At 60.6% G+C, this 13,364-nt stretch carries 9 protein-coding genes; 5 read left to right on the forward strand and 4 right to left on the reverse strand.

Going from position 1 to position 13,364, the window contains the following annotated elements; all coding sequences use genetic code 11:
* Window positions 1-3 precede the first annotated feature (3 nt).
* The 3 genes from ACEN83_RS20385 to ACEN83_RS20395 form a co-directional block, all read right to left on the reverse strand.
* Window positions 4-3,675 carry a translocation/assembly module TamB domain-containing protein gene (locus ACEN83_RS20385; protein ID WP_495578232.1) on the reverse strand — a complete coding sequence of 1,224 codons (3,672 nt, stop codon included), beginning with the start codon at window positions 3,673-3,675 and terminating at the stop codon, window positions 4-6.
* Window positions 3,672-5,399, reverse strand: a complete 1,728-nt coding sequence (locus ACEN83_RS20390) for an autotransporter assembly complex protein TamA (protein WP_495578233.1) — start codon at window positions 5,397-5,399, stop codon at window positions 3,672-3,674. Before ACEN83_RS20390 ends, ACEN83_RS20385 begins: the two co-directional genes overlap by 4 nt.
* Window positions 5,400-5,477: 78 nt before the next feature.
* Window positions 5,478-6,128, reverse strand: a complete 651-nt coding sequence (locus ACEN83_RS20395) for a GNAT family N-acetyltransferase (RefSeq protein ID WP_095966520.1) — start codon at window positions 6,126-6,128, stop codon at window positions 5,478-5,480.
* A gap of 305 nt (window positions 6,129-6,433) precedes the next feature.
* On the opposite strand from ACEN83_RS20395, the gene xthA reads away from it, so the two are divergent.
* Both xthA and ACEN83_RS20405 read left to right on the forward strand, forming a co-directional pair.
* Window positions 6,434-7,246: an exodeoxyribonuclease III gene (xthA, locus tag ACEN83_RS20400; protein WP_007970500.1), complete on the forward strand. Its 813-nt coding sequence runs from the start codon at window positions 6,434-6,436 to the stop codon at window positions 7,244-7,246.
* Between the two features lie 141 nt (window positions 7,247-7,387).
* Window positions 7,388-8,728 (forward strand): substrate-binding domain-containing protein, encoded by a 1,341-nt coding sequence (locus ACEN83_RS20405; RefSeq protein ID WP_495578234.1) that lies wholly within the window; start codon window positions 7,388-7,390, stop codon window positions 8,726-8,728.
* 113 nt (window positions 8,729-8,841) lie between these two features.
* On the opposite strand, the gene ACEN83_RS20410 is transcribed toward ACEN83_RS20405, so the two are convergent.
* Window positions 8,842-10,071: an acyl-CoA dehydrogenase gene (locus tag ACEN83_RS20410; RefSeq protein ID WP_095966522.1), complete on the reverse strand. Its 1,230-nt coding sequence runs from the start codon at window positions 10,069-10,071 to the stop codon at window positions 8,842-8,844.
* Between the two features lie 165 nt (window positions 10,072-10,236).
* On the opposite strand from ACEN83_RS20410, the gene ACEN83_RS20415 reads away from it, so the two are divergent.
* From ACEN83_RS20415 to ACEN83_RS20425, 3 genes are all read left to right on the forward strand, one after another.
* On the forward strand, window positions 10,237-11,172 hold the full coding sequence (locus ACEN83_RS20415; RefSeq protein ID WP_218483481.1) for a LysR family transcriptional regulator: 936 nt from the start codon (window positions 10,237-10,239) through the stop codon (window positions 11,170-11,172).
* A 149-nt stretch (window positions 11,173-11,321) separates the two neighbouring features.
* A complete protein-coding gene (locus ACEN83_RS20420; protein ID WP_007980992.1) occupies window positions 11,322-11,723 on the forward strand; it encodes a MerR family transcriptional regulator in 402 nt (133 codons plus the stop codon).
* A 147-nt stretch (window positions 11,724-11,870) separates the two neighbouring features.
* Window positions 11,871-12,770: a hydroxymethylglutaryl-CoA lyase gene (locus ACEN83_RS20425; protein WP_116581331.1), complete on the forward strand. Its 900-nt coding sequence runs from the start codon at window positions 11,871-11,873 to the stop codon at window positions 12,768-12,770.
* The last annotated feature ends 594 nt before the right edge of the window (window positions 12,771-13,364 follow it).

Raw genomic sequence — 13,364 nt, forward strand, 5'->3', positions numbered from 1 at the left:
GGCCTAGAAATCCCGCTTGTAGAAGATGTCCAGTGAACTGGCCACGCCGCCGGCGGCTTCGAGGTAGACCTTTTTGCTCAGCTTGTAGCGCAAGGCAATGGTGTTGGCCGGTTCGAACACGCCGACGCCATAGCGCAGGCTGAGCTTCTCGGAAATATTGCCGCTGGCCACCACGCTGGTGGTGTTGCCGCTGCCCTGGGTGTCGAGCTGGAAGTCCTGGATGCCCAGGTTCTTGGCGATGCCGCTGGTCACACCGGAACTGCCCATCAAGCCCAACCCGAGGGCCGCCTGGGCGAGCATGTTGTTGTCTTCGCCATTGCTGCTCAGTGGACGCCCGAGCACCAGATAGGACAAGGCCTGCTCCTGGCTCATCGCCGGTTCCGAAAAGATTTGCGTGGTCGGTTGTTCGGCGCTGCCACTCAAACGAATGCCGGCGATGATGTCGTCGGTCTTGCGAATGGCTTCGATGTCCAGGTACGGCTGATCGATGGGCCCGGCGAACAGCAAACGTGCCCGGCGCACCGAAAGCCGCTGGCCGTAGGCGCGGTAACGCCCGTCGTTGAGCCAGAGCTCGCCACGGGTGTCCATGTTGTCGCCGATGTGCACATGCCCCTGCACATTCGCCGTCAGGCCAAACCCGGCAAAGCTCAGCTTGTCCTCGCCGACCAGCACTTCGATGTCCATCTTCATCGCCAGCGGTGGCTTGCCCTCCTCGGTCTGCTGACCGACGATCACCGTGTCATCGGAGACCTTGACCGTCGACGGCGGCAATTCACGAATGGTGATTTCACCCCTGGGCACCAGCACTTTACCGGCGATGGCCAGCTCATCGCCCTTCATCGAAATCTTCAGGTCCGGTGCGACTTCAAGCTTGGCGTAAGGCTCGACGGTGACCGGCAACTGCGAGCCCTTGAGTGCCAAATCCACCACCAGCGCCTGACCCCAGGCAATGTTGCCGTTCAAGCTGCCCTGCCCGGCCTTGCCGCTGTTCCAGCCACCGTTCAGTTGCACGCTTTCACCGGCGATGAGCGCCTGAACGTGCAGGTTTTGCAGCTCCATCGGCAATTCAGGCCCGGCCACCACGCCGTCACTGAGTTGCAGGCTGCCATTGACCTGCGGCGCCAAAAGCCCGCCGGAAATCGTACCGCTGCCATTCAGGCGCCCGGCCAGCTTCTCGACCATCGGCACGAACGGTCGCGCCACCGACAGGTCCAGCCCGCTCAAGCGGAACGAGCCGCTCAACGGTTTGTTCTTCGGCAACGGATTGAGCTGCGCCTGCACCATCAGTTCGCCGAGTTTGCCGCCAACGAAATTGAGGTCGGTGTCGATACGTTTGGGCGTGAGTTTGCTGGTGAGTTTCAGGGTCTGGTACGGGAAGTCCAGCCACTGGTCCTTTTCCTTGATGCGCAACGTGCCGCCGCCGGCATCGACACTGACCTGGCCGTTGGGGCCACTGGCCGGCAGGTCCAGTTGCAGGTCGGCATTGAGCCGGCCCTGCCAGGCAAAATCCTTCGGCAACCACTGCGCGAGGCTGTCGATCGGGAACTGCTTGAGGTGATAACGCAGCTTCGGCTCGGGCATCAGGCGCGAGTCTTCCCCGCACAGGCTGGCCTGGCCGGATGCCCAGCAATGGGCACCGAAGTTGATTTTGCCGTCCGCCAGGCGTTCGAGTTTCGCCGGCCCTTGCAGCTTCCAGTCCTGGCCACCGGCCTGGATATCACCGCTGGCCAGGCGTCCGCGCCAATTGCCTTTATCCAGCGCGCCGTCCAGGCCCAGCGCCAGTTTCAGCTTCGGCCCTTGCAGATCGAGGCTCAACTTCTGGTTCTTGATGTCGCCCTGGCCGCTGGCGGTCAGCGTTCCCAGCGAGGTGTCGCCGGCCTGGATTCCGCTGCCCTTGAGATCGACTTTCGCCCGTTGCGCACTGTCCAGCGTGGCGTCCAGGTTCAGGCTTTGCAGGCGATTGTCCTGGAAAACCAATTGCGAGCCTTGCAGGTCAAGCTTGCCTTGGGGCGCCTTGAGCGTGCCGGCGACATCCACGCGGCCATTGAGTTGGCCGCGCAGCTCTGGCCAGAGCTGCGCCAGGCGCGGCAGCTTGAGATCGATCTGCCCGGCGAGTTTCTGTTGCAGGCTGCCCTTGCCGCTGATGCTGTTCTCGCCCAGGCGAACCTGCAGGGCGTTGAGGTTCCATTGCTCACCACGGCCATCGGCCTTGGCCTGGATCACCGCCGGCTGGCCGCGCAGTTTGCCCTTGAGGTCCAGGTCGGCATTGAGACTGAGCACTTCGTTTTTCAGTTCGCCCGTGCTGCGCAACGGCCCCGCCAGCGTGCCCGGCAGCTCCGCGACCCAGTACGCCGGGTTGATCGCCGACAGATCCAGCGCGGTGTCCCAGGCAATACCGTCGGCGAACTGCAGGTTCAGGTGCCCTTCAGCCTTGCCCTGCCCGGCCTGGAGTTGAATCTGTTGCAGGTAGATTTTCGTCAGGTCGCCGGCGAACGGACTGGCCAGGGTGAAAGCGCCGGCCGGACCATCCGCCGCGGCTTCAAAATGACCGAGGTACTTGCCGTCGGTGTAGGACACCTCACCGGTGAAGCGGTGCAACACCACCTCCGGCTCGTCGATCAATGGATAGAGACGGTGCCAGGGGAAGTCCAGCCAGTCGATTTTCGCTTCGGCGCTCAGGCCTTTGCTCCAATCCACAAGCCCTGTGAGCTTGAGGCTTTGCTTGTCGTTGGCGGTCAGGTCCAACGCGGCGATCTGCGCGCCGTTGGCGTCGACCTTGCCTTGCAGCGCCAGGGCGACCGGCCCTTGCTCGGCGGGCAACGTGGCTTTGCCGAGCAGCGCGTAGCCGCTCTTCAAGTCGCCAGCGCCGGTTAGCTCAAGCTGATTGAGTTGCAGGGTGTCCGGCAGATCGGCAGCGGGTTTGAAACCATCGGCGGTGATCCGCACCTTGGCCGGCAGATTGTCCACCAGGGGTTGCAGCTCGCCGGTCAGTTGCCCGTTGAGGTAACCGCTGCTGTCAGCTTTCAGGTTCAGGGTCTTGAGCAGGTCGCCGTCGACCTTCAACGCCAGCACCAAGGGTTCAGGCGTCGACAACAGGGTCAGTTTGCCTTCGGCGCCGAGCGGCCAGTTGCCGCTGGGTTGCAGCAGCCCGGACAGGTTCAGGGTCAGGTCCTCACGCTGTAACGATACCGAATCGAGCTTCAAACCGGCCGCGGTCCAGTGCGCCGCCAGTTGCAAACCCTTGAGCTCTTCACTGCCGTTGAACAACAGGCTGCCGACCTTGATTTCCCCCAGTTCGATAGCCAAGGGTAACTTGAGCTCCGGGAGCGTGATCGGGCCGCTGTCCGGCTCTTCGCCACCCGGCGGAAACGTCAGGCTGACCTGCTCGGCCTGCAATTGCTCGATGCACAAGGTCATGCGGGTCAGGCACAACGGCGACCAGGCGAAAATCACCTGGTTCAGTTCAACCCGGCTGGTGTCCTGCTGCCACAGCAACCGGTCGGCACTCCACTGCCCGCCCAGCCGCCCCTGGAAGTTGTCCAGGGTCAAACCCGGTACGAAGCCCAAGGCCCAGCGGCTGCCCGTCGCCGTGCCGAGCACCGTGGCCAGGGTCAGGACAAACAGCATCAACAGTGCGGCTATTGCCAGCAGCGTTACTTTCAAACCACGCTTCACAGCTCAGGCCCCATGGAAAAGTGCAGTCGAATGCCGCCATCGTCGTCCAGCGCATGGGCCAGGTCGAGGCGGAGCGGCCCCACCGGCGAGACCCAGCGCACGCCGATACCGACCCCGGTCTTGAGGCTCGGCAGCTCGAGGGTGTTGAAGGCGTTGCCCTGATCGACAAAGGTCGCGATTCGCCATTTTTCGGCGACCGAATACTGATACTCCGCGCTGGCGGCCACCATGTAGCGGCCACCGATACGGTCGCCGTCGGAGTTTTCCGGCGACAGGCTCTGATAGTCGTAGCCGCGCACGCTCTGATCGCCACCGGCGAAGAAGCGCAGCGATGGCGGCACCGATTTGAAGCCGTTGGTGGCACTGCCGCCGACCTGCACCCGCCCGAGGAAGCGGTGTTTATCGAACACCGTGGTCAGGCCTTTGACCAACGCCGTGCCGTAGAGCAGGTTGCTGTCGGAACCCAGACCTTCCTTGGCCACCTTGGATTCGAATTGCAGGCGATAGCCGTTGTGCGGGTCGATGCGGTTGTCGCTTTTGAGGTACGAATAGCTCACACCGGGCATCAGCAAGGTACTGAGTCCCGAGTCATCGCCCAGTTGGTAATCCTCGCGCTGCCACTTCAGCGATACCACCCGTTGCCAGCCGCTGGGCAGTTTGCTGTGCCATTCGGGGCCGAGGGTCAAGAGTTTGCTATGGGTGTCGGTGCCGGCGATGTCTTCATTCTGATAGCCGCCGGCAAAACGCAGTTTGTCCGTCAGCGGCGGATCCAGTGGAATGTCGTAGAACAACCCGACGTTCTGCCGAGGCGCCGAGACTTCGGCCTCCCAGCCGTAACTGTGCCCTTGCGCATTGACCCAGTGCCGGGTCCAGTTGGCCTTGGCCCGTGGGCCGACGTCGGTGGAGAAACCCAGGCCCAGGCCCATGGTCCGTGGCTTGCGGGTTTCGAGCTTGACGTCCACCGGGATCGCATTCTCTTTTGACGCCGCAGGTGCCGCGTCCACGCGCACGCCTTCGAAGTAGCCACTCGATTGCAGGTTCTGATTGAGTTCGGCAATCAGCTCCGAGTCATAGGGTGTACCGGCCTTGAATGGCACCATGCGTTGCAGCAGGTCGTCATCGAACGGCGTATCGCCCTCGAAACTGACCTTGCCCAAGGTATAGCGCGGACCGCTCTCATAGATCAGTTCGATATCGGCAACGCCGGCCCGCGGGTCGACCGACAGTTTCGAACGGGTGAAGTGGCCGCTGAAAAAGCCATACCGCGAAGCCTGGTTCTGGATCAGGCGCTTGGCGTCCTCGTAATGCCCATGGTTGAGCACGGCACCGGGCTTGAGCGCGTCGCTTTTGGGGATTCGAAAGGATTTGAGGGACGCTGCGGGTCCTTCGACTCGCACCGTGACATTGCGCAGGTGCACCGGCTCGCCGGGGTCGACCTTCAACACCAGGCGCGGCTTTTCGCCGCCCTTCACTTCACTGTCGATGTGCGGCTGGTAATAACCCAAGGCCTGGGCGGCCTTGCGCGCCTGCTCCTCGGCGCCACGACTGAAGCGCTGCAAGGCTTCTTCGTCACGATCGCCGAGGCTGCCGATATAGCCCTCTATATTGGCCTTCAGTTCATCGTTGGACGGTTTGATCCGCACATCCAATTCACTTTGCGCCAGCGCCGTGCAGCTGGATAACAGCATGAGCACGCCACTGGTAAATCTTCCTGGAAACTTCATAGGCGCGGATGCTATCACGAGCATGGTTCATGAACATGGAAGCGTGATAGAGCCTGACATGCCCGGAAAGTTCGTGGTCTAAGCCGTTGCTGTTTGTAACACCTGGGGATTGGGGTGAAAAAACACGTGCTCACGAACCGGCCCTACGGCGACTTCACCGATTTCCTCATAGCCCTGACGCTTATAGAACTCCAGATAACGAGGATTCCCGGTGTCGAGGATCACGCCCTGTGAGTGTTCATCCACCGCGCACCAGTTGTGCACGGCTTGCAACAGTTGCTCGCCGAAATGCTGCCCCTGGAACTGCGGGTGAACCCCCAGCAACGGCAAGACGTGCACCGAGTCGTTCGGCACGCAGGCCTCCACGGCAGCGTGATATTCGAGGTAGCGACGGGTGCAGCGAAATCCCGTGCTGAGCACCATGCGCAGGCGCCACGCCCAACTTTCGGTGACCCCAAGGCGACGTTGCGGCGGCGCGATCAGGGCGATGCCGATCAGGCGGTCGTTGACCAGCAGACCGATGGCCGGCAGGTCCTGGAGAAAATGCTGGGTCACCAGTTCACGCACCGTGGCGCGCACCCGCTGTTCGTATCCGGGGCGTTCGGCTTCGAACAGATAGCCGAAGGTCGGTTCGTGTCGATAAGCCTGGTACAGCAGCGAACGGGCTTCACGGGCGTAGCCGCTGTCGAGCATGTGAATATCGGCGATGGCGGTCGAGGTTTCGGGCATGACGGTTGATCTCCCCGGCACAGCTCGGATGGCTGCGCTCTTGTTGTTACTGTTGTTACGAGCTGATCGGCGCTGACACAGTTCCTTACAGATCCGCAATCAGTGTAGGCAATGAAATAGCCTTCGCGAGCAAGCCCGCTCCCACAAAGGCAAAGGCCGGCGCATAACCTGTGGGAGCGGGCTTGCTCGCGAAAGGGCCATCACTGCCCACACAAGACTGACAGGCAAAACCCAATCCCCTCACCCCACACTGGCCCGATTCCCACATGTCAGCTAGCATCGCCCTTTTGCCAGGACTGCCGACCATGAAGATCGTCTCCTTCAACATCAACGGGCTGCGCGCCCGTCCCCATCAGCTGGCGGCGCTGATCGAAAAGCACCAGCCCGATGTGATCGGCCTGCAGGAAACCAAGGTCCACGACGAGCAATTCCCGCTGGCCGAGGTGCAGGCGCTGGGCTACCACGTGTATTTCCACGGGCAAAAAGGCCATTACGGCGTCGCCCTGCTCTCGCGCCAGGAACCGCTGGCCCTGCATAAAGGTTTTGCCACCGACGAAGAAGATGCTCAGCGGCGTTTCATCTGGGGCACCTTCGCCGACGCCAACGGTGTACCGGTCACCATCATGAACGGCTACTTCCCACAGGGCGAAAGCCGCGACCACCCGACCAAATTCCCGGCCAAGGAGCGTTTCTACGGCGACTTGCAGCAATTGCTGGAAAGCCAGTTCAAGAACGACCAGCCGCTGGTGGTGATGGGCGATGTGAACATTTCCCCGGAAGACTGCGACATCGGCATCGGCCCGGACAACATGAAGCGCTGGCTGAAGACCGGCAAATGCAGCTTCCTGCCTGAAGAGCGCGAGTGGATGGCGCGCCTGAAGAACTGGGGCCTGGTCGACAGTTTCCGTCACCTGAACCCGGACGTGACCGACACCTTCAGCTGGTTCGACTACCGCAGCCGTGGCTTCGAAGACGAACCCAAGCGAGGCCTGCGCATCGACCTGATCCTCGCCTCCCACGGCTTGCTGCCGCGGGTGAAGGCCGCCGGTGTGGACTACGAACTGCGCGGCATGGAAAAACCTTCGGACCATGCGCCGATCTGGCTTGAGTTGAGCTGAAAAGCAAAAGATCGCAGCCTGCGGCAGCTCCTACCTAGACCTTTAGGAGCTGCCGCAGGCTGCGATCTTTTGACTGTCATTTTTCGGAAACCTTACTGACTTAATCTCCCGACACCTCCTTTGGCTATATAAGGTGCCGGCATGATGCTGCGCGTGTTGTTCCTGTTGATGCTATGCCTCGGCTTGCCACACCTGGCGGCTGCCGGCAATTTGCCGACATCCGGACAAGGCCCGGTGCTGCGCATTCAGGGCTCCAACACCATCGGCGCGGCCCTGGGACCGGCGCTGGTCGAGGGCCTGCTGGGCGAACAGGGCCTGCGCAGGATTCACCGCGAAACCCTGGCTAACGCCAACGAACTGCGCATCGTGGGTGAAACCGATCAGGGCAGCCGGGTTGTCGTTGAAGTCGCAGCCCATGGTTCGAGCACTGGTTTTGCCGCCCTGAAAGCCGCCAATGCAGACCTCGCCGCCTCATCACGCCCGATCAAGGACAGCGAACGGGTGAGCCTTGCATCCCTGGGCGATCTGAAAAGCCCGGGTGCCGAACAAGTCATCGCCATCGACGGCCTGGCGATCATCCTTCACCCGGACAATCCGCTGACTCAACTCGGCACCGAGCAACTGGCGCGCATTTTCAGTGGCGAAGTCAAAACCTGGGAAGACATCGGCGGCCGCGGCGGGCCGATTCATCTGTATGCGCGGGATGATCAGTCCGGTACCTACGACACCTTCAAGGAACTGGTTCTGAGTGATCGAGGGAAAAGTCTCAGCAGCACGGCGAAACGCTTCGAATCCAGTGAACAACTGTCCGACGCCGTGAGTGCAGACCCACAAGGCATTGGTTTTATCGGCCTGCCCTACGTACGTCAGACCAAAACCGTGGCGATTGTCGATGGGCAATCACAGGCCATGCCGCCACTGAACAACCTGATTGCCACGGAAGACTATCCGCTGTCCCGCCGACTGTTTTTCTATCTGCCGCCGAGCGCAAAGAACCCTTGGGCCGATGCACTGGTGGCGTTCGCCCAAAGCAGTAAAGGGCAAGCGATTGTCGCCGCCAACGGTTTCATCGCCCAGACCGTCCAGGCCATGAGCGTGACACCCAATGCGTTGATGCCCGAGGGTTATCAGGCCCTCAGCCGGCATGCGCAGCGTTTGTCGGTCAACTTTCGTTTCGAAGAAGGCAGCGCAACGCTGGACAACAAGGCGCAACAAGACTTGTCCCGGGTGCTCGACTATATAAAGCAGCACGACAAAACCAATGGCCAGGTAGCACTGGTGGGCTTTGGCGATGCCAAGAGCGACCCGGCGCGCGCCGATCTGTTGTCGAAGCTGCGAGCCATGGCGGTACGGCGGGAGTTGGTTAAAAGCGGTGTGGTGCTTCGCGAGATTCGCGGGTTTGGAGCGCAGATGCCGGTGGCGACCAATAGCGCCGATGAGGGAAGGATCAAGAATCGGCGGGTTGAGGTTTGGGTGTATTGAATCTGATGTTGCTGCATTGAATGGAATGACGCCTTCGCGAGCAAGCCCGCTCCCACAGGGATCACACTGAGCCTGTGGGAGCGGGCTTGCTCGCGAAGAACGATGACGCGGTATTACTGTCCGCTACGCATCATCTCTTTCGGCACATATTTGCCGATTTCGAATTTGCCGATCGCCGCACGGTGCACTTCGTCCGGGCCGTCGGCCAGGCGCAGGGTGCGTTGCATCGCGTACATGTAGGCCAGCGGGAAATCGTTGGAAACCCCTGCCCCGCCATGGATCTGGATCGCCCGGTCGATCACCCGCAATGCAACGTTCGGCGCGACGACCTTGATCTGAGCGATCTCGCTGCGGGCCACTTTGTTGCCAACGGTGTCCATCATGTACGCCGCCTTCAGTGTCAGCAGGCGTGCCATGTCGATCTCCATCCGCGAATCGGCGATCTTGTCGACGTTACCGCCCAGGCGCGCCAGGGGCTTGCCGAATGCCGTACGGCTCACCGAGCGCTTGCACATCAGTTCCAGTGCACGCTCGGCCATGCCGATCGAACGCATGCAGTGGTGAATCCGGCCCGGGCCAAGGCGACCTTGAGCGATTTCGAAACCGCGTCCTTCGCCCAGCAGGACGTTTTCGTACGGCACCCGGACGTTTTCAAACAGCACTTCGGCGTGACCATGAGGCGCATCGTCGTAACCGAATACCGGCAGCGGGCGCACAATCTTCACGCCGGGGGTATCGACAGGCACCAGAATCATCGAGTGCTGGGCGTGGCGTGGCGCGTCCGGATTGCTCAGCCCCATGAAAATCAGGATTTTGCAGCGTGGGTCGCAAGCACCCGAGGTCCACCATTTCTTGCCGTTGATCACCCACTCGTCGCCATCGCGCACCGCACGGGCGGCCATGTTGGTGGCATCGGAGGACGCCACGTCCGGTTCGGTCATGGCGAATGCCGAGCGGATCTCTCCGCGCAGCAAGGGTTCGAGCCAGCGTTGCTTCTGCTCTTCGTTGGCGTAACGCACCAGCACTTCCATGTTGCCGGTATCCGGAGCCGAACAGTTGAACGGCTCTGGCCCCAGCAATGAGCGGCCCATGATTTCCGCCAGCGGCGCGTACTCGAGGTTGGTCAGACCGGCACCGAGTTCAGACTCAGGCAGAAACAAATTCCACAGCCCTTCAGCCTTGGCCTTGAGTTTGAGTTCTTCCATGATCGCGGTCGGCTGCCAACGGTCGCCCTCGGCGACCTGGCGCTCGAACACGGCTTCGGCGGGATAAACGTAGGTGTCCATGAACGCTGTTACGCGCTCACGCAATTCCTGAACCTTGGGCGAATAAGCGAAATCCATGAGCGAGATACCTTCTTGGGGGAGGTTGTTTAGATCATGCAATCGATGCTAGAACAGCCATGAAAATTTACCTAGCCTATTCTCGGCGTGTATAAACATTCATCACCGATATATGATCGGCTGATCGTCAAGGTCAGCCCGCCCACACAATAAGAGAGCCGCGTAATGAATCTGAGCAAGGTCGATCTCAACCTTTTCATCGTCTTCGACGCGATCTATACCGAAGCCAACCTGACCCGCGCCGGGCAGATTGTCGGCATCACTCAACCGGCGGTGTCGAACGCTCTGGCCCGCCTGCGCGAGACCTTCAACGACCCGCTGTTCGTACGCACGGCCCAGGGCATGGTGCCGACGCCCATGGCGCAGAACATCATCGGCCCGGTGCGCAATGCGCTCTCGCTGCTGCGGGTGTCGGTGCAGGAAAGCCGCATTTTCAACCCGCAGCAAGCGGTCAAGACCTATCGCATCAGCATGACCGACCTCACCGAAGCGGTAATCCTGCCACCGCTGTTCCAGCGTCTGCGCCGCCTGGCACCGACGGTGATCATCGAGAGTTTTCTGTCCAAACGCCGCGAGACCACCAAGGAACTGGCGGCCGGCCGCCTGGACTTTGCCGTCGATGCGCCGCTCAACACCGACCCGCAGGTGCGTCACGTCAAGTTGATGGAAGACCGCTACGTGTGCGCCATGCGCAAAGGGCATCCGCTGGCGGGCAAGGAAAAACTCACGCTGGATGATTACCTGAGCCTGACCCACATCCATATTTCCAGTCGCCGCAGCGGCCTCGGCTATGTCGACCTGGCGCTGGGCAAGATGGGCATCCAGCGCAAGATCGCCCTGCGTTCCCAACATTACCTGATGGCCTCGCAGGTATTGCAGCAGACGGACATGGTCATGACCGTGCCGGAACGCTTCGCCCGCCGCAACGACCTGCACGCCTTTTATCTGCCGGTCAACGATGTGCCGCCGGTGGAAACCCACCTTTACTGGCACGAAAGCACTGACCAGGACCCGGCGAACCGCTGGATGCGCGAGCAGATGATCGAGCTGTGCCAGCAGGTGACGGCGCAGGAGAAAAAGCTGGATAAGCAGCCGGCTTGAGAAAAATCAAAAGATCGCAGCCTGCGGCAGCTCCTACATGGGAATTGTATTCACCCTGTAGGAGCTGCCGCAGGCTGCGATCTTTTCTCCCTTGACGTAAACGTCAACCTGCCATTAGCTTAGCGCCATGACCTTTTGCGAGCGCTTCCATGAGCAGCCAGACCTACAGCATTTCCGACCTCGCCCGCGAGCTCGACATCACCACCCGCGCCATTCGCTTTTATGAGGAACAAGGCCTGCTCAGCCCCGAGCGCCGTGGCCAGGAACGCATTTACTCGCCCCGGGACAAAGTCAGCCTGAAGCTGATCCTGCGGGGTAAACGCATCGGTTTCTCGCTGGCTGAATGCCGCGAGCTGATCGAGCTCTACGACCCGTCCAGCGGTAACACCAAACAGTTGCACAGCATGCTGGCGAAGATCAGCGAGCGCCGTGAGCAGCTTGAACAGCAGTTGCTGGACATCGAGCAGATGAAACTGGAGCTCGATACTGCCGAAGAGCGCTGCGTACAGGCGCTGGAGCAGACGCTCAAAAGCCAGGAATCGATTCAATAACCCGCCACAATTCCCTGTGGGAGCGGGCTTGCCCGCGATGAGGGCATGACATTCAACATTGATGCCGACTGATCCTCCGCCATCGCGGGCAAGCCCGCTCCCACAGGTTCTTTGTAGCCTTATGACAATTAGAACAGGTCGAAGCCCATGTCCCTCCCCTCCCACGTACGCATTGTCGAAGTCGGCCCGCGCGACGGCCTGCAAAACGAAGCCCAACCCATCAGTGTTGCCGACAAGGTGCAACTGGTCGATGCACTGACCGCAGCCGGGCTCGGCTATATAGAAGTCGGCAGTTTCGTGTCGCCCAAGTGGGTGCCGCAGATGGCCGGCTCCGCCGAGGTTTTCGCGCAGATCCAGCGCAAACCGGGTGTGGTCTATGGCGCGCTCGCTCCCAACCTGCGCGGTTTCGAAGATGCCCTCGCCGCCGGGGTCAAGGAAGTGGCGGTGTTCGCCGCAGCGTCCGAGGCGTTTTCCCAGCGCAATATCAATTGCTCGATCAGCGAAAGCCTGGAGCGTTTCGCGCCGATCATGGAGGCCGCCAGACAACAGGGGGTGACCGTGCGCGGGTACGTGTCCTGCGTGCTGGGGTGCCCCTATGAAGGTCACGTCCCCCCGGAGCAAGTCGCTTTGGTCGCTCGCGAGCTCTATGCCATGGGCTGCTACGAGGTCTCGCTGGGGGACACCATCGGTACCGGCACCGCTGGCGCGACCCGGAAAATGTTCGAAGTGGTAGCAAAGGATGTACCCCGTGAAAAGCTCGCCGGGCACTTCCACGACACCTACGGCCAGGCTGTGGCCAACATCTACGCCAGCCTGCTGGAAGGTATCTCGGTGTTCGACAGCTCCATCGCCGGTCTCGGCGGCTGCCCCTATGCCAAGGGCGCCAGCGGCAACGTCGCAACCGAGGATGTGGTTTACCTGCTGAACGGCCTGGGTATCGACACCGGAATCGACCTCGACGCCCTGATGCTCGCCGGTCAACAGATTTGCACCGTGTTGGGTCGCCCTACCGGTTCCCGCGTGGCCAGGGCCCGCAGCGCACAGTGAGTGTGTCCGGGTGTTACCGCACAGACTCAAACGTGGGCACAAGCGAGTAACACGGAAACAAAATGTAGGGTTTTGCCTGAGGCGAAAAACCCTACAAAACCGCAAAGCGTTGATTTTAAAGGCTTTTAAAAAGTTGGCACGGCTCCTGCTATATCTATCGCATAACAAGAATAAAAAAATTGCGGCAACCCTAATAAAAACAAGACGTAACGACTCTGACATAACAAAAACAACACGGCAGAGACGCAGCTAACAGATTTTTTTGGAGAAGATGTGCTTTTCAGGGTGCTTTTCGAAGTGACCCGCGGCCAGACAGAGAATAATAAAACTACCTTCAGGTAGCTCCCGTACTGGTTGGATCGCTCAGCGAAAAAGCAGATCAGCGCTCAAAAAAATACGTTTGCTCTTGATCCCGGATGGGGATCGCCAAAAACAGCGGTAAAGGGCAACGGTTGCCAAAAACAAAAACAGACCGACCCTCAATAATAAAAAAAGAGCACGCGCAACGACAAATTAAAGGGGAGCTTCGGCTCCCCTTTGTGCTGTCTGGCATTCAGGTTTCCCACATACATCTGTAGGAGCTGGCGCAGCCTG

The organism is Pseudomonas sp. Pseusp49, assembly GCF_059491875.1.

Coding starts and splice junctions, on each gene's coding strand:
- ACEN83_RS20390 (WP_495578233.1), bottom strand. CDS start 5,399: ATGAAGTTTCCAGGAAGATTTACCAGTGGCGTGCTCATGCTGTTATCC.
- ACEN83_RS20395 (WP_095966520.1), bottom strand. CDS start 6,128: ATGCCCGAAACCTCGACCGCCATCGCCGATATTCACATGCTCGACAGC.
- xthA (WP_007970500.1), top strand. CDS start 6,434: ATGAAGATCGTCTCCTTCAACATCAACGGGCTGCGCGCCCGTCCCCAT.
- ACEN83_RS20405 (WP_495578234.1), top strand. CDS start 7,388: ATGATGCTGCGCGTGTTGTTCCTGTTGATGCTATGCCTCGGCTTGCCA.
- ACEN83_RS20410 (WP_095966522.1), bottom strand. CDS start 10,071: ATGGATTTCGCTTATTCGCCCAAGGTTCAGGAATTGCGTGAGCGCGTA.
- ACEN83_RS20415 (WP_218483481.1), top strand. CDS start 10,237: ATGAATCTGAGCAAGGTCGATCTCAACCTTTTCATCGTCTTCGACGCG.
- ACEN83_RS20420 (WP_007980992.1), top strand. CDS start 11,322: ATGAGCAGCCAGACCTACAGCATTTCCGACCTCGCCCGCGAGCTCGAC.
- ACEN83_RS20425 (WP_116581331.1), top strand. CDS start 11,871: ATGTCCCTCCCCTCCCACGTACGCATTGTCGAAGTCGGCCCGCGCGAC.